The organism is Paenibacillus sp. FSL K6-3182, from assembly GCF_037976325.1.
Lineage (GTDB): Bacteria > Bacillota > Bacilli > Paenibacillales > Paenibacillaceae > Pristimantibacillus.
In genome coordinates this window covers 6,085,602-6,109,951 of the sequence record NZ_CP150265.1, presented here as the reverse complement: position 1 = coordinate 6,109,951, position 24,350 = coordinate 6,085,602, and the positions used below count along the sequence as shown (strand labels likewise).

General features: G+C 45.8%; 18 protein-coding genes. 13 read left to right on the top strand and 5 right to left on the bottom strand.

From position 1 onward, the window contains the following. The first annotated feature begins 251 nt into the window (after positions 1–251). The 13 genes from nfsA to MHH56_RS26810 all read left to right on the top strand — a co-directional run bounded on the left by nfsA (position 252) and on the right by MHH56_RS26810 (position 18,827). A complete protein-coding gene (gene nfsA, locus MHH56_RS26870; RefSeq protein ID WP_339204709.1) occupies positions 252–1,004 on the top strand; it encodes an oxygen-insensitive NADPH nitroreductase in 753 nt (250 codons plus the stop codon). Between the two features lie 405 nt (positions 1,005–1,409). Continuing rightward, positions 1,410–2,768 carry an LLM class flavin-dependent oxidoreductase gene (locus MHH56_RS26865; RefSeq protein WP_339204708.1) on the top strand — a complete coding sequence of 453 codons (1,359 nt, stop codon included), beginning with the start codon at positions 1,410–1,412 and terminating at the stop codon, positions 2,766–2,768. 81 nt (positions 2,769–2,849) lie between these two features. Continuing rightward, positions 2,850–3,824, top strand: coding sequence for an aldo/keto reductase family protein (locus MHH56_RS26860; RefSeq protein WP_339204707.1), 975 nt, complete (start codon positions 2,850–2,852; stop codon positions 3,822–3,824). Between the two features lie 149 nt (positions 3,825–3,973). Next, a complete protein-coding gene (locus MHH56_RS26855; RefSeq protein WP_339204706.1) occupies positions 3,974–4,564 on the top strand; it encodes a PadR family transcriptional regulator in 591 nt (196 codons plus the stop codon). Further along, a complete protein-coding gene (locus MHH56_RS26850) occupies positions 4,561–6,402 on the top strand; it encodes an ABC transporter ATP-binding protein (protein ID WP_339204705.1) in 1,842 nt (613 codons plus the stop codon). Before MHH56_RS26855 ends, MHH56_RS26850 begins: the two co-directional genes overlap by 4 nt. Before the next feature lie 27 nt (positions 6,403–6,429). Next, a complete protein-coding gene (locus MHH56_RS26845) occupies positions 6,430–8,193 on the top strand; it encodes an ABC transporter ATP-binding protein (RefSeq protein WP_339204704.1) in 1,764 nt (587 codons plus the stop codon). Then, positions 8,168–10,051: an ABC transporter ATP-binding protein gene (locus MHH56_RS26840; protein WP_339204703.1), complete on the top strand. Its 1,884-nt coding sequence runs from the start codon at positions 8,168–8,170 to the stop codon at positions 10,049–10,051. Before MHH56_RS26845 ends, MHH56_RS26840 begins: the two co-directional genes overlap by 26 nt. 73 nt (positions 10,052–10,124) lie before the next feature. Continuing rightward, entirely contained in the window at positions 10,125–11,069 is a 945-nt protein-coding gene (gene cysK / locus MHH56_RS26835) for a cysteine synthase A (protein ID WP_339204702.1), read from the top strand. A gap of 1,124 nt (positions 11,070–12,193) precedes the next feature. Further along, positions 12,194–13,126 (top strand): AEC family transporter, encoded by a 933-nt coding sequence (locus MHH56_RS26830; protein WP_339204700.1) that lies wholly within the window; start codon positions 12,194–12,196, stop codon positions 13,124–13,126. Positions 13,127–13,261: 135 nt separating this feature from the next. Continuing rightward, positions 13,262–13,954 carry an ABC transporter ATP-binding protein gene (locus tag MHH56_RS26825; protein WP_339204699.1) on the top strand — a complete coding sequence of 231 codons (693 nt, stop codon included), beginning with the start codon at positions 13,262–13,264 and terminating at the stop codon, positions 13,952–13,954. Beyond that, complete coding sequence (locus MHH56_RS26820; RefSeq protein WP_339204697.1) at positions 13,938–14,963, top strand: biotin/lipoyl-binding protein; 1,026 nt, start codon at positions 13,938–13,940, stop codon at positions 14,961–14,963. Before MHH56_RS26825 ends, MHH56_RS26820 begins: the two co-directional genes overlap by 17 nt. An 81-nt stretch (positions 14,964–15,044) precedes the next feature. Continuing rightward, the gene (locus MHH56_RS26815; RefSeq protein WP_339204696.1) at positions 15,045–17,936 is read left to right on the top strand and encodes an ABC transporter permease; all 2,892 of its coding nucleotides are present in this window, start codon (positions 15,045–15,047) and stop codon (positions 17,934–17,936) included. A gap of 3 nt (positions 17,937–17,939) precedes the next feature. Continuing rightward, positions 17,940–18,827 (top strand): ABC transporter ATP-binding protein, encoded by an 888-nt coding sequence (locus MHH56_RS26810; RefSeq protein ID WP_339204695.1) that lies wholly within the window; start codon positions 17,940–17,942, stop codon positions 18,825–18,827. Between the two features lie 69 nt (positions 18,828–18,896). Here the strand turns inward: MHH56_RS26810 and MHH56_RS26805 are convergent, their stop codons facing one another. The 5 genes from MHH56_RS26805 to MHH56_RS26785 form a co-directional block, all read right to left on the bottom strand. After that, entirely contained in the window at positions 18,897–19,778 is an 882-nt protein-coding gene (locus MHH56_RS26805; protein ID WP_339204694.1) for a rhodanese-like domain-containing protein, read from the bottom strand. Between the two features lie 11 nt (positions 19,779–19,789). Beyond that, complete coding sequence (locus tag MHH56_RS26800) at positions 19,790–21,100, bottom strand: LLM class flavin-dependent oxidoreductase (protein WP_339204693.1); 1,311 nt, start codon at positions 21,098–21,100, stop codon at positions 19,790–19,792. A 16-nt stretch (positions 21,101–21,116) separates the two neighbouring features. After that, complete coding sequence (locus MHH56_RS26795; protein WP_339204692.1) at positions 21,117–21,980, bottom strand: carbohydrate ABC transporter permease; 864 nt, start codon at positions 21,978–21,980, stop codon at positions 21,117–21,119. A gap of 15 nt (positions 21,981–21,995) precedes the next feature. Beyond that, on the bottom strand, positions 21,996–22,928 hold the full coding sequence (locus tag MHH56_RS26790) for a sugar ABC transporter permease (protein WP_339204690.1): 933 nt from the start codon (positions 22,926–22,928) through the stop codon (positions 21,996–21,998). 63 nt (positions 22,929–22,991) lie between these two features. Then, positions 22,992–24,341, bottom strand: coding sequence for an extracellular solute-binding protein (locus tag MHH56_RS26785; RefSeq protein ID WP_256710943.1), 1,350 nt, complete (start codon positions 24,339–24,341; stop codon positions 22,992–22,994). Positions 24,342–24,350 lie beyond the last annotated feature (9 nt).

Below are 24,350 nucleotides of genomic sequence, written 5' to 3'. Positions count from 1 at the left end.
CCGAGTATTATACTAAGAATAATATGTTTTGCAATACACTTTTTTCTAAAAGGTACGATAGATCGTATTGCGAACAACAATGATGATTGACAAAAGATTTATTACGTGATAAATTTTCAGTACATTTTTCGCACTAAAACAGTTTGAATAATCGGAATTATAGTTCTACCGGAAAACCGGAGACAACAGTTGATCTGTGTCTTCGGTTTTTTTGTTTCAAGAGCACTTATTCATGTAGAGGAGGTATAGCAATGAACGAAGTTATTGCTTTATTAAAAAACCATCGCTCCATCCGCAAATATAAAGACTCGCCCATTCCTGAGCAGCATTTGGAACAAATCATATTGGCAGGGCAAGCAGCCTCCACCTCATCCAATATCCAAGCTTACAGCGTAATTGCTGTAAAGGACTCTGAGCGGAAACGAAAGCTTGCGAAGCTTGCCGGCAATCAGCAGCAAATAGTTGAAAGTCCGGTGTTTCTCATCTGGTGTGCCGATCTAAATAAAGTCAGATTGGCAGCAAGGCTGCATGAGGATGTAGAGCTTCGTCAGAACGTGGAGCTGTTTCTGCTCGGAACGATTGACGCGACTCTGGCTGCTCAAAATGCGGCAATCGCTGCGGAGTCGCTTGGTTATGGGATCGTTTATATCGGTGGAATACGCAATAATCCTAAAGAAATAACTGAATTGCTTGAACTGCCTGAGCTTGTCTATCCGGTGTTTGGCATGTGCGTTGGCGTTCCTGATCAAGAGCCCGATCTTCGTCCAAGATTGCCGCTCGCAGCTGTCTATCATCAAGAAACGTATAAGCAGAGCGGGTTGGAGGATGAAATTATTGCTTACGATTCGATCACTCGGGAGTATTATGCTACGCGCAAAGGTGGAGGCAAAGGCGGAGAGCAGGAAACAAGGTGGTCTCGTGAAATGTTAAGAAGGTTTAACTCGGATCGGCTGCGTGATCATTTGCATGACTTCCTTGTAGGTCAAGGGTTCAAGCTGAAATGAGCCCGTTTAATAAAATATAATACGACCGGACCACCGGAGATTTAGCTGACGATAAGCTAAGTCTCTTTTTTTATTAGTTAGGCTCATTTTATTTGGAATCTTATCTTGTTTTTTAAACTAACGGGAAAAACTCCAGCTAATTTTGCGAATTATTCAAAAAGGACTCAATTAACAGGAAAAGTTCCTGTTAATTGGGCGGAAATAAGCGGTTTTATCAGAAAATGCCTAAAATAACAGGAGAAATTCCTGTTAAATCCATTTTCTCTTCGAATTCCGCTGAATGAACAGGAGAAATTCCTGTTAATTACTCAAGTGGCACCGAAAAGTGTGTTAAAGAAACGAAGCCTGAGAATCAACATTGAACTTAAAGTGTTTTTATAATGAACCGAAAATGAGGGATGGCAAATGAGCGAGATTAAGCGGGACAAGAAGGCGCATTTTAACGTGTTTTTGCGTGGAGCGGGTCATCATTCTGCCGCGTGGAAACACCCGGATTCGAATCCAAAGGAGGATTTGGATTTGGAGTATTATGCGAACATTGCAAAGATTGCGGAAAGAGGGCTGTTTGATTCATTGTTTACAGCCGACAACTATTCCGGACTTGGCAGGAGATTGGAGCCATTTACGCTTCTCTCTGGGCTTGCTGCGCTGACTAAGCATGTTGGACTTATCGCAACTGTTAGTACAACCTATAACGATCCTTACCATGTAGCGCGCAAATTCGCTTCGCTGGATCATATCAGCAAAGGGCGGGCTGCTTGGAATATCGTAACGGGGCATTCGCAAGATGATGCTGAGAACTTTAATAAGACGGAGCACCCAGACGTGCAAAAGCGCTACGAAATCGGCGATGAATTTGTTGAGGTGACGAAGCAGCTTTGGGATAGCTGGGAAGAGGATGCGCTGATCTATGACAGAGCCGCAGATGTCTCATTGGACAAAAGCAAAGTGTATGAAATTAACTTTAAGGGCAAATATCACACGGTAAAAGGACCGCTCAACATCCCTCGGCCACCACAGGGATATCCGGTTCTAGTGCAAGCGGGCTCCTCGGAAAACGGCAAGGAGCTGGCAGCCAAAACAGCGGATGTTATTTTTACAGCACAGCAAACATTAGGCGCTGCTCAGGCGTTTTATGCGGATGTGAAGGGGAGATTGCAGAAGCATGGAAGGACGCCGGAGCAGCTGATCATTATGCCAGGGCTTAGTCCGATTGTGGCCGATACGGAAGCAGAAGCCCGCGATATCGAGGATGAGTTTAACGGACTGCTGAATACGAAGCAAGCGTTAAAGCGGCTTTCAAACTATTTTACAGTCGATTTGTCAGAATATCCGCTTGATAGTCTTGTTCCAGTCGATAAAGCAAAGCCGTACGGAACGATAACGACAGGCATTACAAGCCGGCAGGAGGTAGTGGTGGATGCCGCGGTACGAGACAAGATGACGATTCGGCAGTTTCTTGCTCGAAGCGCAGCCGGCCATGGTCATGTATCGTTTACGGGTTCTGTATTGCAAACGGCTGATTTCATTGAAAGCTGGATTAGAAATAACGGCGCGGACGGCTTTAATATTTTGCCGCATATTTATTACAGCGGGTTGGAGACATTTGTTGATAAGGTCATTCCTGAGCTGCAAAATCGCGGACTCTTCCGAACGGCCTATGAGGGCAAAACGCTGCGCGAGAATTTAGGGCTGGAAAAGCCAGAAAACAAACATAAAGCGATATGGGCTTTAAGCAGAGAAGCAGAAAAGATAAACGGCTGATTTCCATAACGAGGCAGCAGCTCTCATTCCGCTGCTGCAGCAGCAAACTAACGTTTGTATACATTTGAGGAGGTTTTTCATATGGCGATTCAATATCGAAATTTAGGCGCAAGCGGATTAAAGGTTAGTGAGATTAGTCTCGGGAGCTGGCTGACGTATGGCGGTTATGTCGAGCGTGAAAATGCAGTGAAGTCGATTCAAACGGCGTATGATCTTGGCATTAATTTTTTTGATACAGCTAATGTGTATGCGAAGGGCGAAGCCGAGAAAGTAGTCGGAGAAACGCTGCGTGCTTATCCTCGTGAATCCTATGTGCTGGCGACCAAGGTCTATGGAAAAATTGGCGATGGACCGAATGATCGCGGGCTCTCTCGCAAACATGTGATCGAATCGGCAAATGCAAGCTTGAAGAGGCTTGGGCTTGAATACGTAGATGTATACTACAGCCATCGCTTTGATCATGAGACGCCGCTTGAAGAAACACTGCGCGCCTTTGAGGATTTGGTCCGTCAAGGCAAGGTGCATTATGTCGGCGTCAGCGAATGGACGGCTGCTCAAATAACTGAAGCGTTCGCCATAGCAGACAAATATTTACTAGATCGTATTGTCGTGAATCAGCCTATCTATAATCTGTTCGAGCGCTACATCGAGAAGGAGATTATACCGCTAGGCATTAGAAAAGGCTTCGGGCAGGTCGTGTTCTCGCCGCTTGCGCAGGGGCTGCTCACAGGGAAGTACTCTTCCAATCAACAAGTGCCAGAAGAGTCGCGAGCCGCCAAGCAAGAAAATTTTAAAAACCGCATAACGGAGGAAAAGCTGGCGAAGGTTGAGCTGCTGAAGGAAATCGCATCTGAACTGGAGCTAACGGTAGGCCAACTGTCATTAGCATGGATTTTGCGCCAGCCGAACGTATCCAGCGCTTTGATTGGTGCAAGCCGTCCCGATCAGGTCGAAGAAAACGTGAAGGCATCAGGTATTGAACTTGATCATGAGACACTAGAACGTATTGCAGCGGTTATCGATAACGGCCCTGTATCTACACGAGGTTCATTCTAATCATCTCTGGCCGAAAATGAGCAAAGTCCAGTAAAGAGCATCTCGTTACTGGACTTTGTCATGAAATCGCAAGAAGTAATTGCCAGTTAACGATATATCGTATAGTATGTAAATTAATACGATATATCGTTAACGAAGGAGATTACACTATGACGAAAGAATGGCAGCCAGAGGAACAGTTGTTTTTACATCATGCGAATGAAAGGGAGGGACACGGCTCGGGCAGACGTTTTTTCAGCCGCGGCGGAGTCAAATATGCTTTGCTGGCACTGCTTGAACAGGAGGGCATGCACGGCTACCAAATGATGAAGGCGCTTGAGGAGCAATCAGGAGGCACCTATAAACCAAGTGCTGGCTCCATTTATCCCACGCTGCAAATGCTGCGGGATCAAGGATTTGTAGAGTCCTCCAAGCAAGACGGCAAAAAGGTGTTTGAGATTACTGAGGAAGGCAGAGCTTATTTGCTGGAGGAGAACGATAATGCTGCAACGGGAATGGAACGCCCTGAGCAGAGTGAATCCGAAGACGAAGGCGCTCCCTTTGAGAGAAGAAAGCCGAACCGTCGATTAACGCCTGCTGGCAAGGAGCTGCTGCATTTACTGAAGGCTGCAGAACGAGCGGCTGTCACTGATCCGAGCAAAGCTGCGCAGCTGCGCGTCATCCTGGATGACCTTCGAGTATCGCTTCGCCAAATCACAACACAATCCGAATGTGACTGCAGAGAAGGCGGCGCGATATGAGAGAGCAGCACAATTCAGCGCCGGCGTTTCGAGGCGGGGCAGGAATGGGCGGCATGAGAAAATTCGGAACAGGCGAGAAAGTAAAGCCTGCCAGCATTTACAGCATGTTTATACGAATATATGCGCATGCGCGGACACAATTGCCCGCATTAATTGCAGCAGTTGCTTGCGTTATCGCCATATCGCTGCTTGAATTCATCGTTCCGCAGCTAACGAGACTGACGATTGACCACATCATTCCGAATAAGCTTTTTAATAAACTTCTGCTTATCGGTGGCGGCGTCATGGGAGCAGCTGTTGCGCTCGGTGCTTTGCGCTATATTAGCACTTCCCTTATGGCGTCTATCGGTCAAAGGGTGCTTTACAATTTGCGAAACGACTTGTACCGCCATATGCAAAGCCTTGATATTTCTTTCTTCGATCGCAATCGTACCGGTGATTTAATGTCTCGGGTTACGAATGACGTTAGCATCCTACAGCAAATGATTTCCTCCAGCATGATGCAGTTGTTTACCGATTTTTTCACCTTTACGGCCATTGCGGTTTATATGCTGTGGATCGATTGGAAGCTGACGCTAATGCTGCTTGCGACCTTCCCTTTTATGATTTTGACAACTAGATTTTTCAGCAAAAGAATGCGCTCCTCGTTCCGAACGGTACAGGAATCGGTGGCTGATGTAAGCGATCATCTGCAAAATACGTTAACCGGCATCCGCCTTATTAAAGCGTTTACTGCCGAGAATTACGAGTCTGAACGATTCTCCGAACGAACACAGAAAAATATGGATGCGAATATTCAGGTGACTCGCCTGCGAGCTGCTTATGAACCTATTATTGATTTTCTTAATTTTCTTGGCCTTGCAATCGTCCTTGTTTTTGGCGCATGGCTTGCGATGAAAGAACAAATGACAGTGGGTACAATCGTTGCTTTTATAGCTTATCTCAGACTGCTGCAAAACCCGATTCGTCACTTCAGCCGCATTATTAATACGATTCAGCAATCGGCCGCCGCTTATGAACGCATTATGGAGGTTATGAACACGAAGGCTGAAATTATTGAAAAGAAAGGAGCTGTGAAGCTTCCGCCAGTGAGCGGGCATATTGTTTTTGATCATATTGATTTTGCTTATTCAAAGGATTCGGCTGTGTTAAACGATTTTCAATTGGAGCTTGCGGCAGGCAAGGTGACAGCGATTGTTGGATCTTCGGGCTCTGGCAAAACAACCATTGCACATCTCATCGCTAGATTTTATGAACCACAGTCTGGCGACATCACGATTGATGGTTATTCCTTAAAGGATATAACGATCGCGTCTCTTAGGGAGCAAATCGGCATCGTATCACAGGATATCGTGCTGTTCAATGGCTCTATTGAAGAGAATATTCGGTACGGCAATCTGCAAGCGACAGATCAGGAAGTGTTGGCAGCGGCAAAAGCGGCAAATGCTGCCGGCTTTATAGAATCGTTCCCGCAGGGCTATGAGACGCAAATTGGCGAGCGAGGCGTGAAGCTGTCTGGCGGGCAGAAGCAGCGGCTTTCTATTGCGCGGGCGATTCTAAAAAATCCGCGGATTATTATTTTGGATGAAGCTACAGCTTCACTTGATACTGAATCAGAGCAGCATATTCAAGACGCGCTCGCACAATTATTGCAAGGCCGGACTTGTCTCGTCATCGCGCATCGTCTGTCTACGATTCAGAAGGCAGATCGAATTTACGTGCTGGAGCAAGGTGAAATCGTCGAGCATGGAACGCATGATGAACTGCTCAATCATCAAGGCCGGTACAGTCAGCTCTATGAGCTGCAATTCCCGCAAAAGGATGTTTCGGAACAATAATTTTGAAAAATAGGAAGTGGTCGCTTCTTGAAATCAAAAAGGCTGTTGGCCGATTTTTTTCGGAGTACGTGGCATATTTACCTGTTCTCTCTCTTTTTTCATTTGATTTCTAACCTGATCAACGTTTTTTTTCCAAAGGTACTGGGACAATTCACGGATAAGCTGCAAATCGGGGGGTTAACAAGCAAGCTTATTGTGGATTACAGCTTATTGCTGCTGCTTATTGGCGTTGGGCAGGTACTGTTTAACGGCATCGCGATGTATTTGGTTATGTATGTAGGAAGAAAATTTGAATTTGTTGTTCGAAGAGGGCTATTCAAGCATTTTACACAAATGGGCGAACGGTTTTATTCAAAAAATGGTGTAGGCAAGCTGCTCAGCTACTTTATGAACGATGTTACAGCTGTAAGGGAATCGATCTCAATGGGGGTCAATTCAACAGCGAATGCGTCGATGCTGCTCGTGGCTTCCATAACGATGATGCTTGTCAGCCATATTCCTTATTATTTGATTTTGGCTTCGATATTTCCGCTGCTGCTTATCCCTTTTATCGTCGTATATCTCGGACCTATTATTAGAAAACGGTCGCTTGAGGTGCAGGAATCTCTAGGCCTCATGACAGAGACGGCAGAGGAGCAATTCGGCGGCATTCGTGTAACGAAAAAATTTGCGGTAGAAGACATTATGAATGAACGCTTCGGCAAAACGGTCGACCAGATCAGGCTGAAGCAATTGCGGCTAGTGCGCGTTTCTTCTTTTTTCCAAGCGTTGATTCCGTTTCTAGGAGCAATTTCTTTAATCGTCGCGCTTGCTTTTGGCGGATACATGACGATCACGAAGCAAATTACGCTGGGCAACTTTGTTGCATTGACGCTTTATATTAGAATGCTGATGAATCCACTCCAGCAGATCGGCAATGTCATTAATTCCATTCAACGTTCTCGCGCTTCACTTGAGCGTCTAAACGGCTTATTGTCGCAGCAAACCGAAATTATGGAGCTTCCTAATGCGAAAGAAGTGAATTTGACAGACGCGGGCATTACGATTCGTAATCTATCCTTTTCATACGATCCATTGTCTAGTCCAGTACTGAAAAATATTAACCTTAACGTTAAATCAGGCTCAACACTTGGTATTATCGGGCGAACAGGGAGCGGCAAGACAACATTGATGAAGCTGCTGCTTCGCACCTATGACCCGCCTCCAGAGACGGTATGGTATGGAGAAACAGATATAAGAGGAATGTCGCTTGAAAGCTTGCGAACTCAAGTTGCCTACGTACCGCAGGACGGCTTTTTGTTCAGTACCACAATTAGAGAAAATATTGCTTTCTCTAACCGAGAGCTTGAGCTTGAAGCGGTTGAGCAAGCTGCGAAGCAAGCTCAAATTTATAATAATATTGCTGAGCTGTCTGATCAGTTTGAAACGAGGCTCGGCGAGCGCGGATTAACTTTATCCGGCGGTCAGCGTCAGCGCACAAGCTTAGCCCGCGGAATGATTAAGAATGCTCCGATTATGATTTTGGACGATAGTGTCAGTGCCGTAGATGCGATGACAGAGAAGGATATTATAGAAGCGATTCAAACGGAAAGAGACAGCAAAACGACGATCATTATTGCGCACCGAATTAGTGCAATCAAGCATGCGGATGAAATCATTGTGATGGATGACGGCTTGATTGTGCAGCGGGGCACTCATATAGAGCTGCTCTCGCAGCAAGGACTCTATGCGACGCTTCATGCGATACAGGAGGAGGGAAGTCAACATGCGACCGGCACAAGCCATTCATAATTGGCAGGCAGATCAGAAGGCTGATCCGAATCAACCGGAGCAGAAACCGGAATATGTCTCGGCCTTCCGCACATTGTTCGGGTATGCGAGACCTCATCTATGGGCTTTTATTGGTGTGTTTTGTTGTACGTTAATCGCGATTTTATCTGATTTGTTCCAGCCTTTTTTAATGAAAATAGCGATCGATGACAATTTATTATCCGGCAAAAATGACTACAAAGGATTGTTAACCATTTGTTTCATATATCTGGGCTTATCCATGTCTAGTTTGCTTTTTAGCTATTTGCAAAACAATCTGCTTCAAAATATTGGGCAAAGCATCGTGTCGCGCATTCGCAAGCAGCTGTTTGGTCATATTTTGAAGCAGTCTATGCGGTATTTCGATCGGATGTCGAGCGGCAGCTTAATTACGCATGTCTCAAGCGATACGGAGGCGCTGAACCAGTTTTTTAATCAGGTGCTGCTGAGCCTGTTTAGGGATGGACTTACACTCATTTTTATCATGGTGATGATGTTTCAATTAGACACGGAGCTGGCGCTTTATTGCTTGATTTTATTGCCGATCATATGGGCGATTGCAATTGCCTTCCGCTCGTTTATGCGCACGACCTATCAGCTTGCTAGAACGAGGCTATCTCGGCTTGTAGCGTTTGTTGCCGAGAACCTGTCGGGGATGAACCTTGTACAGGTGTTTCATCAGCAGAAGGAGCAAGAGAAGCAATTCAATGAGAGAAACAGCTTATATTTTAAAGCAAATCTTCGGGAAATTCGGACGAATGTTGTGTTTGGCCGAACCTTTGATATTTTGAGCAATTTATCGATTGCCTTTGTGACATGGCTCGGCGGGAATGCTGTTCTTGGCCACCAGCTGGAATTCGGCGTATTGTATGCGTTTATTACGTATATCCGCCAGTTTTTTCAGCCGATTAATACGATCACGCAGCAATGGAATACGTTGCAGTCTGCTACCGTTGCCATTACAAGAATTTGGGGCGTGTTCGCGAATAAGCCGGACATTACAGACCGCGAGCTTGATTCGATTGAGCTGCATAAGACGGATAGCGAAGAAGAGGCGGATGAACGTCAAGCGTCTATATCCACTTTGAGCTTGGAGCAGGTGAAGGGCCAAATTGATTTTAATCGGATCTCCTTCTCCTATGAAGAAGGGATTCCGATCATAAAAGATTTGGATTTGCATATCCATTCGGGTGAGCTGATTGGCGTCGTAGGTACGACAGGAGCGGGCAAAAGCTCGCTGATCAGCTTATTGTGCAGATTCTATGATGTGAAGGAAGGCAGCATAAGAATAGATGAGATCGATGTAAGGGATATCCCGCAAGCAACCTTGCATCGACTAGTCGGCTTGGTTCAGCAGGAGCCTTATCTGTATTCGGGCAGCATTATCGAGAATATAAGAATGTTCGACGAATCCATTTCTCGCGAGGAGGTTATTCGTGCCTGTGAATTTGTAGGCGCGGATACGATTATCCATAAGCTTAGGGATGGCTATGATACGATGCTGTCAGAGCGCGGCAGCGGTTTATCCGCTGGTGAGCGGCAGCTGATTTCTTTTGCGAGAATTATTGTGTTCAAGCCTAAGGTGCTTATTTTGGATGAAGCGAGCGCTAACTTGGATTCTCATACGGAACAATTGATTCAAAATGCGCTTCAGGTCGTATCGCAGGATCGAACAACCATTGTAATTGCGCATCGCTTGTCGACGATCATGCAGGCGGATCGGATTATTGTGATGAGCCACGGTGAAATCGTGGAGCAAGGCAATCATCAGGAGCTGCTGGAGCATGATGGACATTACAAGGAGCTATATGAGCATTCGCAAGGCAATATTGCTGTATAAAACTCTTTTTGCGCCATATTTACTTTTTTCGGCACGAGCCGCTAGGCCATTCATCATATAGGAGGCAGATTAGATGAGTCATGTTGTCAATCATATTACGGATTTGATAGGAAACACGCCTTTGGTTCGTTTGAACAGGGTCGTGCCGGACGGAAGTGCAGAAATTTATTTGAAGCTGGAGTTTTTTAATCCAGGCAGCAGCGTAAAGGATCGAATTGCCATCAGCATTATTGAAGAGGCGGAGCGGGAAGGGAAGCTGAAACCGGGCGATACAATTATTGAGGCGACGAGCGGCAATACGGGTATTGGCATTGCATTGGTAGCCGCAGCTAGGGGCTATAAAGCGGTGCTTGTTATGCCGGAGACGATGAGCTTGGAGCGCCGCAATCTGCTTCGAGCATACGGTGCGGAACTAGTGCTTACGCCTGGAGCCGAAGGGATGAAAGGAGCGATTCGCACCGCGAAGGAGCTGCAAGAGAAACATCCCGATTATTTTCCAGCGCTGCAATTCGATAATCCGGCAAATGTGAAAATTCACCGGGAAACGACGGGTCCTGAAATCGTAAGAGCGGTGGAATCGCTTGATGGCAAGCTGGACGGTTTTGTAGCAGGTGTGGGCACAGGAGGCACGATTACGGGCGCTGGCGAAGTACTGCGCGATCGTTTCCCCGATATCCATATTGTAGCTGTTGAGCCGTCCTCATCGCCGGTTTTATCGGGAGGAGCGCCTGGCCTGCACAAAATTCAAGGCATTGGCGCGGGTTTTGTACCTTCGATATTGGATGCCGATATTTATAACGAGATCATTCAAGTGAGCAATGATGATGCATTCGAGACAGCTAGAAGAGTGGCCAAGGAGGAAGGAATCTTAGGCGGCATTTCTTCAGGAGCAGCTATATATGCCGCTATTCAATTGGCGCAGAAGCTGGGCACCGGCAAGCGGGTAGTTGCTGTAATCCCAAGCAACGGCGAGCGCTACTTGTCAACGGTGTTGTATCAACAGGAACAGCAGCTTTAAGCTTTGGTAATAGTAGAAGGACGGACAGCCCGAGGCGATATAGCCATAGGCTGTCTTTTATTTGCTGCGTATGATGGGAGAGTAAGGCAGTAACAGGCTTAGACCGTTTTGGAGTGAGGGGTTAGGTTAACGTGACTGGTTAATTGACTAAGCGATTGTTTGCTTTGTTGAATGAGCGCATATGGGGGGAAGTCTAGCTTCTAGACTAATTTGCACGTATCAAGCTGGATTGGTGGGAATAGATCTAGTTTCTAATTTTTTTTTCTGATTTGCCGATTAGATGAGGAGATTGGGGCGATTTACATTAGGATAAGACTAGCTTTTAGTCTTATATGCACGAAACAAGCTGATATGATGGAAATAGATCTAGTTTTTAGTTTTATTTTTGCTGATTTAGTACTTTGGCGGGTATATTGGATCGATTTATTTATGAATAAGACTAGTTTCTAGTCTTATTCGCACGAAACAAGCTGATATGATGGAAATAGGTATATTTTTTAGTTCTATTTTTGTTGATTTGTTGCTTGGACGGGTATTTTGGGTCGATTTATTTATGTATAAGACTAGTTTCTAGTCTTATCTGCACGAAACAAGCTAATTTGATGGAAATAGGTCTATTTTTTAGTTCTATTTTTGCTGATTTGGTACTTTGGCGAGGATATGGGGCGATTTATTTACGGATAAGACTAGTTTCTTGACTTATTCGCACGAAACCAGCTAATTTGATGGAAATAGAACTAGTTTCTAGATCTATTTCAGCCGATTCGCGGCTTAGAGGGGATATGGGCTGATTCACCGAATGGATGAGCATGTGAATTGATTTGCAGCATCGGACATTACAGCAAGTCACATAAATCGCAGATTCACACAAATCACAGCTAGTCACTACAAATCACTGCAAATCACAGCCAATCACTGCAAATCACACAAACCACAGCAACTCACAGCAACTCACAGCAACTCACTGAAGATCAACCGCTTAGTCATAACAGCGAGCCCCACATGAATGCTTGCCTTATCAAGCATGAACCTATTAAAATGAGGAAGCGATCTTAGTCGCAGTCATGGCCATTTCCGACACTATCATTTTTCACACTATATAATAGAAAGAAGCAGATGCAGCGATGAATATTTTCTTTCACATTTTAATGACAAACGTGCTTCCGATGGTCATCATGATTGGGCTTGGCATTATTATTCAAAGAGCGTTCAAGCTGGATATTAAAACGTTATCGAAGCTTAATTTTTATTTATTTTCACCAGCTATTATGTTCGACCTCCTATATAAAACGGACATTTCTGCCCAAGTGGTAGGGAGAATCTTATTGTTTTTTGTGCTGTTTATGGTTACGCAATATATTATCGTTGAGCTGGTTGTTAGAATAAGAGGGTATCAGCCAAGCATGAAAAGCGCGATGCGCAACAGCGTATTGTTCTACAACAGCGCAAATTACGGCATACCGCTCAATCAGCTGGCTTTTGCAGGCAACGAGAAAACACTCGCTATTCAGATATTAATTATGATGATGCAATCTCTTATACCGAACACGTATGGCATATATAACGTCAACGCGCACAAAGCCGATATGCGGGCGATTTGGCGGACAATTATCTCAATGCCGATTATATATGTCATTCCACTTGCCTTCCTGCTCAGAGGGTTCGACGTTCCCATCCCGCAGCCTATAGCTACACCGATCGGTTATTTATCAGCAGCGTTTATCGGTACAGCGCTTATTACGCTGGGCGTGCAGCTGGGCAATATGGAGTGGAAAATAAAGCGGTCACTTCTCATTGATGTCAGCATATCGGGCATACTCAGACTGATTGCCGGTCCTTTACTCGCATGGCTGATCGTCTGGCTGATGGGACTCGACAAGCTGACGGCAGCTGCCCTCATCGTTTCATCAGCTGTCCCCACTTCACTCAGCAGTGTGCTGCTCGCTGTAGAGTTCGACAACGAGCCAGAGTTTGCCTCGCAATCTGTTTTTGTCTCTACCATTTTAAGTATAATCACCGTTACTGCAGTCATTTTTTTCTTAAATCTTGATATCTAGAAATTAGTGAACCTATCAACCTCTTAATTTTGAGTTTGTTAGGTTTTTTATTTCTTGTGCAACAAGATGGACAAGGTTAAAATGGAAAAAGATACAAGGGTAATCGATTTATTGGAAATGGAGGTCTATTACTAGATGCTGCCTATCACGCATGATATTATTCATGCAAGCGCTTTAAAAAGAACATTTGGACGTGGAAGCGGTGCAGTTACCGTATTAAAAGGTGTTGATTTGTCGATACCATCCGGCAAGCTTATTGCGTTTAAAGGAAGATCAGGTTCTGGAAAAACGACGCTTATTAATTTGTTAAGCGCACTGGATCGTCCGACCGAAGGAAATATTACGTTTGCTGGACGCGATTTGACGGCGATGTCGAATCATGAGAGAGATATGGTACGCCGCAAGGAAATGGGGCTTATTTTTCAATCCTTTGCACTCATTCCTCTAATGTCCGCCTATGAGAACGTGGAGTTTATATTAAGAGTTTCAGGTATGGCGGCAAACGGCCGGAAGGAAGCAGCGATTAACGCTTTAGAGCAAGTTGGCTTAAAAAGCCGCATGCATCATCGGCCATTCGAGCTATCGGGCGGCGAACAGCAGCGAACAGCAATAGCACGGGCAATTGCCCATAAGCCGAAGCTTCTTTTGGCAGACGAGCCTACAGCTGAACTGGATAGCCGCACAGGCTTGCAAATTATGAAAGTGTTTCGTGATTTGGTAGAAATGGCAGGAATGACAATCATCATGACGACACATGATCCTGCAATAATGGAAATTGTTGACCATGTTTATGAATTGGAGGATGGACAAATTGTCGCAAAAGCTTAAGCCGATACTCGGCTGGTCATTCGCGCTGCTTCTTAGCGCTTCACTAACAGGGTGCTCCTTGCTTCCTGCCGAGGAGGCTGCCTTGAAACCTCCTCTTGTTAAGCCGGCGCAAGAGAATTACCGCACGGTAACGGTCGAGAAGGGGACAATCACACAAGAAATTAAAGGAAGCGGAAGCCTGGAGTCAACGCAATCGGAGATTGCACAGTTTAAAGGACAAGGCGGCCGTATTGCGAAGATGATGGTTACCTCGGGAGCGCAGGTGAAGAAAGGAGATGTCTTGGTTCAGCTTAATGTAGATGGACTGGACATTCAATTAAAGGAACAGCAGCTCGCCCATGCCAAAGCTAAGCTTTCATTTAAACAGGCCAAATTAGGCGGTGACAATGATGCGATCGATATCGCTAAGCTGCAAATGGATATTGAACAGTTAAAGCTGGATCGTTTGACGGCGACCTTTAACAGCAAGCAGCTTGTTGCCGAAATGAACGGCCAAGTAACTTTCGTAGAGGATCTGAAGGAAGGCGATTTTGTTGAGGCTTATCAAACGCTTGTTGTCATATCCGATCCATCTCAGCTGCGCCTGGCACTGCGAGTTGAATCAGGTGCGGAAATTAGCAGCGTTGATGTTGGTTTCCCAGCAATGGTTACCTTCGGGTCTGAAGAAGTGAAAGGGAAAGTTGTACAGACACCATCATCGGCTCCTTCAACGCTGAACCAGCAGCTTCAAGATCGTTACTCCAAAACATTATTTATTGAAGTGCCGAAAGTGCCTGGAAACGCCACAATCGGAGCGTTTGCTGATGTCAAAATTATTTTGCAGCAGCGTGATGATGTACTCAAAATTCCACGCAGCGGCGTGCGCAGCTTCCTTGGCAGAACCTTCGTAAGAACGCTTGAGGATGGCAATAAAATTCGTGAGATTGATGTCGAAACGGGCATAAAAGGCTCGACGGAAATTGAAATTACGAAGGGCTTGGAAGAAGGCGCGATTGTTGTACTTCAATAATGAGTCTGTATAGAACGATTGATAACCATCAACTAGCTTCATAGGAAGGTTATGAGCCGTTTACGCTTGGGAGGTTTTGAAGTGGCTTTGTTTATTATGATTATTCGTAAAATGGTGCAAAATAAGTGGTTGGTCGGGAGCTTGTTTATAGGCTTAGTCATGTCCGTAGCCTTGGTAAGCAGTATGCCGATTTATTCGGAAGCCATTTTATCGAGGATGCTGGTCAAGGATTTAGAGACTATGCAGAGCGAGCGGGGGATATATCCCGGCAATCAATACAATAAACTTTTTTACACGAAAGAAACACCGGAGCAAGTAAATAAGATTTATACAAAAGTAGATCGCTACATACGTGAGCAAGCACAATCCAACTTTGGCATACCGGTGCAGGAGCTTATCGTTGATTTTCAATCCAGATCAATGAAGATCAGGCCGGAGAATGATCCAGAGCCAGATACGAAAAAAAATCTCAAGACGATGTCGCTGCGCTCCTTCAGTGATCTTGAAGAGCATATTACGCTGACGGACGGCAGAATGCCGGCTGAGCAGCAGCCAGTTGATGGCGTTTATGAGGTACTTGTTACAGAACGAAGCCTAGTTCAGTTCAAAACAGTACTGGATTCAAAGTTTTATGTGAACGACGATAAAATTGCCGGGGAAATAGCATTTAAGCCGGTAGGGGTATTTAAGAAAAAGCAGGATGACGACCCCTATTTTAGAGATACGGATCTAAGTGAGCTAAGCTCAAGCTTTGTCATTAGTGATAAACTCGCTAAGCAGCAGCTCATGCAGGAAAGCCGGATTCCGGTAGCGTCCGTTGGTTGGTTTTTTGTATTGGATTATTCTAAGCTTGAGCTAAGCTTGGTAGATGGCTTCATACAAACAACGAATAAAATTCGCAACGTTATGCTTAATAATGTAACGATGTATCAAGCAGTCTCGGAAACACCGGCTCTGGATACGATTTCGAAATACATGGTGCGGGCAGAACAGCTGAAGACGCTCATGTGGTCGCTTAATGTTCCTGTTTTGATTATGCTCGGGTTCTACATGTTCATGGTATCCAATCTAATTGCGGATCGGCAAAAAAATGAGATTGCTGTTCTGCGAAGCAGAGGAGCTGCACGTTGGCAGGTTATTAGCTCTTATGCAGTGGAAGGCATTATTTTATGCGGCATCGCCTTTGGTGTGGGTCCTTTGCTTGGCGTCATCCTAACCGAGATGCTTGGTGCATCCAATGGTTTCCTTGAATTTGTACAGCGCGTTCGACTGCCTGTCAAACTTACGGACGAGTCTTTCCGTTATGGAGCGATTGCCTCCGGCGTTTGTTTTGTCATTATGATGATTCCTATCATTATGGCTACTCGCGTTTCTATTGTTGGTCATAAGCAGCAGCTGGCTAGACTTTTGAAATCACCGTTATGGCACAAAATGTTCCTTGATGTGATTGCATTAGCGTTAGCTATTTATGGCTTATACACATTCCGGAAAAGGCTTGCTGATTTGCAAAGCTTAGGTTTAAATGCAGATGATCTGAACATCGATCCGCTGCAATTTGTTGTTCCTGCTTTGTTTATTATGGGTGCAGGTTTGCTCTTGCTTCGTTTGTACCCGTGGGTTCTTAGACTCATCTATTGGATCGGCAAGAAATGGTGGCCGCCTTCCGTATATGCAACACTAATTCAGGTTGGACGCTCCAGTTCGCAATATCAGTTTTTAATGATTTTTCTTATTATGACGATTGCTACCGGGGTATTTAGCGCTTCAGCAGCAAGAACGATCAACAATAACACAGAGGATCGAATCAGGTATGGCAATGGCGCAGAGGTCGTATTGACTACACAATGGATGAACGATGCACCGCCGCCTCCACCTCCGGGAGCACCGTCAACGCCAGCGCAGGATTTAGCTATGCTCGCGCCAGTCCATTACTTGGAGCCGGCATTTGAGCCCTTTAAAGCACTCAAAGGCGTAGAGCATGCAGCTAAAGTATTTAAGAAAGAGGTCGCCTTTAGCGTAAATGAAAGCAATGGCCCTGCAACGTTAATTGGTATTGATTCCGATGAGTTTGGTGAAACAACGTGGTTCCGTGACAGCTTGCTTGACTATCCGCTTAATGATTATTTGAACCTGCTTGCAGCAGATCCGCAGGCTGTTCTCATATCGCAGACGTTAGCCGATCAGAACAAAGTGAAGCCTGGCGACACGATTTGGGTAGGCTGGAGCGATGTACCGCAGCAACCGTTCAAGGTGTATGGCATCATTAATTATTTCCCAACCTTTAATCCGAATCCTGCTGTAGGCAGCGTAAATGTTAGTGAAGATAAAGATACATCGGGTGGCCGTGCTCCGATGCTGATCGTTGGCCATTTGCCGCGTATTCAAGTTCAGCTTGCACTTGAGCCTTACGACGTCTGGCTTAAATTAAAGCCGGAGGTGAGCACTTCCGAGTTTTATGAGGGGCTTAAGGAATCGAAGCTTCCGATTACGAATATTGTCAATACAAGAGAGAAGCTGGTAACTGCCAAAAACGATCCGTTCCTCATGGCACTAAACGGTATTTTGACATTAGGTTTCGTCTTGTCGATTCTGGTTAGCTTTATCGGGTTTCTATTATATTGGGTATTATCACTCCGAGGCCGGACCTTGCAAAATGGTATTTTGCGCGCGATTGGCCTATCGCTGAGACAGCTTATCGGCATGCTTGGGGTTGAGCAGCTGTTAACATCGGGCGTTGCCGTTCTTATTGGAATAGGTGTCGGAAATATCGCGAGTCGATTATATGTGCCTAACTTCCAAATTGCGTTCAATCCAAGCAGCCTTGTACCGCCATTCAAGGTCATGTTCGATGCAACGGATTTAATACGGATCTATGTGCTTGTCGGCTTTATGTTGGTCATTGGACTAGGCATATTAGCTTATATGCTATCGAAGCTGCGTATTCATCAAGCGATCAAGCTAGGGGAGGATTGACGGATGATTCATTGCGAAGGGCTTGTCAAAATATACAAAACAGCCGACCTAGAGGTATTCGCCCTGCAAGGCCTCGATCTTCAAATTGAAAGCGGCGAGCTGATGGCCATTATTGGCAACAGCGGCAGCGGCAAATCAACGCTGCTGAATATGCTTGGCGGGCTTGACCGTCCGACGGCGGGGAAGCTGACCGTTGACGGAAGAGATATGCTGAAGTTTAAGGAGCGCGACTTCGTTCGGTACAAGCGAGAGAGCGTAGGTTTCGTCTGGCAAAATAATGCGAGAAATTTGATTCCTTATTTAACCGCGCTTGAAAATGTAGAGCTGCCTATTTTGCTAACAGGCAGTCGCAAGCGCTGGAGAGCAAAGGAGCTGCTTGACGCCGTTGGCCTAAGCCACCGTGCTTCAAATAAGCTATATGAATTATCAGGGGGAGAACAGCAGCGGGTGGCAATCGCCATTGCGCTCGCCAATCATCCTAAGCTGCTGCTTGCGGATGAGCCTACTGGGTCGGTAGACTCGCGAATGGCTAATCAGATTTTGGACTTATTCCGTGAACTGAATCGTACGATTGGCATTACCGTTGTTATCGTTACGCATGATCCAGAGCTTGCGAAGAAGGTAGATCGTGTAGCGGCCATCCGAGACGGCAAGATTTCATCCGAAATGCTGCGCAAACGTTCATACGCGGAAGAGATGGCGGAGCTTGAGCAGGAGGATGAGGAAGGCACGCATGTAGAATATGCGGTGCTTGATAAAGCGGGCCGATTGCAGGTGCCTTCCAACTATTTGGAATCCATCGGTGTGAAAAACTCGAATAAGCTGCGCGTAGAGCTTGGAGAAGGCAAGATTATCCTGCTGCCTCCTGAGGAGAAAGAAAAAGCCGAGTAAAATATTGGGTGGCAAAAAGAGCTGTGCATGGTCTGCAATGACCGCTGCACAGCTCTTTTTCTTGCAAGCCTACAAGTTAGATAAGCTAGAGAATGAGGCGTTCGATTGGCTCACTTCGGTAAACTCGTCGTTGCCCCATTCATCCCAAGAGCCTTCATAGGGGCGAAGATGAGGATAGCCCATTAGTCGTAAAGTAAAATAAGTATGCGCTCCGCGTTGATTTGTCTGGCAATAAGGCACGATTGTTTTTGCAGGGTCAATGCCAAGAGCATCAAATTGCTGCTTTAAATCTCGATAAGCTTTGAAACGCACGACGCCATCTTGATCTGCCCCTTCAAGGGAATCGTTCCACTCTCGATGAACTGCGCCAGAAATATGCCCGCCCTTACGATTCGAGCGTTGATCAGCTCCGGTGTATTCTAAAGCGGAACGTGTATCGACAAGAAGGCAATTATCGAGCCCAGCTTGGATAGATGCTTTCGTGGCAACCAGCTCTGAATGAGCAGATAACGTCAGTGCTCCTTTAGAGGGTAGCGGCAAATCTATTGTTGTTTCATAGCTCGCCGCTGCCCACGCTGCGAAGCCGCCATTCAATAGCTTCACTTGGTCCTTCAGACCATAATACTCCAGCACATAAAAGACGCGTGCCGCTAACACTCCGCCTCCATCATCATAGACGATGATAGTTGAATCATTGCTGACGCCAACATTTTCAAGCAAATAAGCAAGAGCATCCGCGGCAGCAAAAGTGCAGCGTGAGCTATCCTTTAATGCTTTAGCGTCCAGCCAGTACGCCCCTGGAATGTGGCCTGATTCATATCCGCTGGCTCTGACATCTAATAAAATGACGTTCGGCTCTTGGTAATGGTTTTTAAGCCAATGGGCGTCTGCCAGAAGATGTTCATTGGGGTAATGTAAATCGCTCGTATTCGTTATGTGAGCACCCTCCACATCTTAATAAGTTACAACGGACTGAAGCCGAGGTTTTCACGCAAATTTTGTCCAGCATACTCGCTAGGAAATAATCCTCGCCTTTGCAGCTCAGGAACGACTAGTTCGAGAAAGGCATCAATACCGCCAAATGCCAGCTGAGGCATAACGCTAAAGCCATCAGCAGCACCATTTACGAACCAATGCTCCATAATATCAGCTACTTGGTTAGGTGTTCCAGCAATGCTTAGCTGACCGTTGCCTACCCAATATTTCTCGAGCAGCTCCCGGAGTGTCAGCTGTTCATTATCAACAATCTTTTTGACCATCTGATAGAAGGTTTGATACGCATTAACTTGGCCCATATCAGGCAGCTTCGGAAAAGGATCATCCAGTGCATATCCCGAAAAATCGATGCCAAGCAAATTGGAAAGAGACATGACGGAACGTTCTATTGAACCGAGCTGCTGCAGCTCTCTCGCAATGTCACGAGCTTCAGCCTCCGTTTCACCAACAATAACATGAATGCCCGGCAATACTTTAATATCATGCGGGGAACGTCCGGCTTTGACTGTTCTTTCTTTGATGTCTTGATAAAACAGCTGCGCGTCTTCAAATGAGTTTTGGACGGTGAATATAAGCTCGGCATATTGAGCAGCTAAATTTCTGCCATCCTCTGAGGCTCCGGCTTGGATAAGCAGAGGCCTTCCCTGTGGAGGACGCATCATATTAAGCGCACCGCGTACGGAATAATAATCCCCCTGATGCTGTATATCATGAACCTTGTTCACGTCGGCATACACACCGGATGTTTTGTCTTGAACGAGCGCATCGGCTTCCCAGCTGCTCCACAATTTGAGCACGACCTCTGTGAATTCCCGCGCTCGCTCGTAACGTTCTGCATGAGCTGGCAATTGCTCCAGCCCAAAGTTGAAGGCTGTACGTTCTACGCCAGTAGTTACAATGTTCCAACCAGCTCGCCCGCCGCTTATATGATCAAGCGAGGCGAATATTCTAGCTGTGTTATAGGGCTCGGTGAAGCTTGTAGAAACGGTAGCAATTAGGCCGATTCGCTCCGTTACGGTCGCAATTGCAGATAATAATGTTAGTGGTTCGAAGCCGAAGATCGGACCATGCTGGACTGCTTTTGCTTCAATAGACAGACCATCCGCGATAAATAGGGAGTCTATCCGGGCGGCTTCCGCTTTTTTGGCGATCCGCAGGAAATGACTGACGTCATGAATTTCATCCAGCTTCGTGCTTGCATGACGCCAAGCTCCTTTGTGAGCGCCCGCATTGTGTAGAAACAAATTTAAAATCATTCTGCGATTAGGCTCGCTCATCTGGATCACCTCCTGTTTATTTCATGCCGCTAAGCGTAATTCCACGAATGATTTGCTTCTGGAAAATAAGAAAAATAACAATAAGCGGAGCGATTGAAATCGTTGTTCCTGCCATAATTAAGATCCAATTGCTCGTATCCTTCAGCTCGCTGGAAAAATAAACAATCCCGACGGGCAGTGTGAATTTCTCCTCCGTTTGCAGCACGATGAGCGGCCAGATGAACTGGTTCCAGTTCCCGATAAAGGTAAGAATAATCAAAGTGATAATAGCTGGCTTGACTAGTGGGATCGCGATATGCAGCAGAATACGCCATTCATTAAGTCCATCAATGCGAGCCGCATCCAGCAAATCAGAAGGAATGGAGTCCATAAACTGCCTCATAAGAAAGATGCCGAAGGCCGTAATAATACCGGGAAACAGCACGCCCCAATAAGTATCGGACCAGCCTAATTCATTCGCAATTAAATACCAAGGGATGATGAGCATCTCTGTTGGAACCATTAAGGTGCTGATTATGAGCAGAAAAATGAGCTGTTTGCCGACGAATGAAAATTTGGCAAGCACGTACCCTGCCGCTGTATCGAAGATTAGAACAGTAGAGGTTGCAATTAGAGAGATGATGAGCGTATTTTTGATCCATTGTGCAAAAGGAGCCTTTTTGAATATGGCAGCGTAGTTGTCAAAGGTTATCGTCTCAGGAATTAAGCGTAGATTGTAAACGTCCTGAGGAAGCTTGAAGGAGGTAGCGACCATCCATAAAAACGGAAACAACATGATGCCGACGCCGAGCGTTAGCAGCAAATAAATGACAAGCGTGCGCAGCCTCTCTGCGGGGGACTTTGCGTTTTTCTGTGTTTTGTAAACGCTTTGTGTGCTCACTGATTCGTCCTCCCATCAATATTCTACTTTTTTGTTCAACACTTTTAATTGAAGCAGCGTAAGCACCAAAATGACGACGAACAAAATAACAGTAGCAGCTGCGGCGCTGCCCATCTTAAACTGCTGAAACGCTAAATTGTAAATATGGAGCACCATCGTCGTTGTCGCGTTCAGCGGTCCTCCATTTGTCATACTCAGCACCTGTCCGAATGATTGTAAATAAGAAATAACGCCAATGACAGCCGAAAAAACGATGACGGGATTAAGCAGCGGAAGCGTAATATGACGGAATTTCCGCCATGCGCTTGCGCCATCGATAGCTGCCGCTTCATAATACATGCGTGGAATCGCTTCAAGCCCTGTCATAAAGATAAGCATTTGAAAGCCGGTGCTTTGCCATATCATCGTTAATGTAATGAGAATAAGCGCTTGACGCGGCGATTGCAGAAACAATTGCGGTTCGAGACCGAGATTTAATAACATCTCGTTTAACCAGCCGTTGCGCATGAGAATCCACCGGAATACCCAGCTTACTGCGACGATGCTTGTGACGTAAGGGATGAAGTACACGGTACGGAACAAGCCGCGCAGCCGCTTGATATTGTGAAGCAGCAGTGCGACAAATAGCCCAACGATCAGCTGTCCGGGAACACCAATAACAACAAATTTGAACGTATTGGCGATCGACTTGAGGAAGATTTCATCTGTGAACAGCGCCTTGAAATTCGCCAGTCCAACATAAGGTTTGCTCGGGGACAATAAATCCCATTCACGAACGCTCACATTGAAGGCATACAGGATGGGGAGCAACCGCGTGCTGAGGAAATAAAGCAGAGGAATTCCAAGCGTAATATAAATAAACAAATAACGCTGCGTGCGGTAGGATAAACGTGTGAGGAACAGTTCTCGGCTTTTGCGTACGGTTAGCTTTAAGGCATGTGCAATCATAATGGAACTCACCTCCATTTCATCAAAAGAAAGGCGCTCGCTCTAGGCCGAGCGCCCTTATTATTACTTTTTGTCTGCAGCAGCCCAATAGTCGTCATAGAGCTTTTGCGTTTTGGCTACAAGGTCTTGAAAGGCTTTCTCGACCGGAACTTTATTGAGGAGCACTTCATTTGTCGCATCAACAAACAATGTTTTTTCTTGGGTTTCGTCGATGAAGAAATGCGCGCGGCTATCGTCCAATTGGGAAATAAATGGCCCTAGCTTCTCGTCGTTTACGTATTTATCCTGCGTCGCAACCGCTTTTTGTGCTGGAAGCTCTCCGATTTGCTCTACCCATTTCTCCTGAACCTCTTTGCTCGTTAGAAATTCCAAAAATTCAGAAGCAGCCTTCAGCTTGTCGCCTTCAACATTTTTGGGAATGGCGTTCGCCCAGAAGGAGGACGGAGCTGATTTGGTTTTGTAGGATGGAAGAGGTGCAACGCCATAGTTTAAATCTGGAAAGTCCTTCTTAATGGAGCCAAGTCGGAAGGAACCGTCGATATTAATAGCTGCATGACCGGTCATAAAGGCATTGCTGTCATTCTCATAAAATCCGTTAATCCCAACCTTATGCTTCACGGCAAAATCGATTAAATATTGAAATGCCTCCAAACCTGCAGGTGTTTCTGCCCATAATATTTTGCGTCGATCATCGCTTAAGTCTTGACCGCCTGCTTGATGCAGCAGACCATCTCGATACCAGTGATGCAGCTGCGCACCGGGCTCCCATGCGAAACCTTCAGTGACAAACTGCCCTTTGGCATCTGTTTCTGTCAGTTTCTTGGATACGTCTACCAGCTGCTCCCATGTCGTAGGAAGCTCAGTAATATTGGCTTTGGACAATAGATCCTTATTGTAGAACAAGGCGAGTGTGCGTACGGCAGTAGGAATAGCGTAATAAGAGCCATTAATTTTTGCGGCGCTGACTAATGGGTAAAAATTGCTTTCAATTTCCGCAGTTGGAAAATGATCCTCAGGCAGCGGCTGCAAGTAACCGGATGAGACGTATTTCGGCAGCCAGCCATAGTAGAGGTTAATAACATCTGGGCCTTTGCCGGCTGGCACCAGCGTAGCAACCTTCTGATTGTATTGATCATAAGGGAAGTTGGTTTGTTTTACGGTAATGTTCGGATGTAAGGTTTGGAATTCTTTTATGAGTTCGTTGATCAGTTCAACCTTGGCTGGAAATTCATATTGCCAATATTCAATCGTCACTTTTTTATCTGTTTCTTTGTCTGTTGCCTTATCGGTTGGTTTTTCCGTTGCTTTATTTTGTTCTGTGCTGTTTGCTTGATTGTTGCTGCCGCAGCCTGCTAGAGCAAGTGCGATGATAAGTGATCCTGTAACGATAGAAACTGAGCTTTTTTTCTTCAATGGTATCCA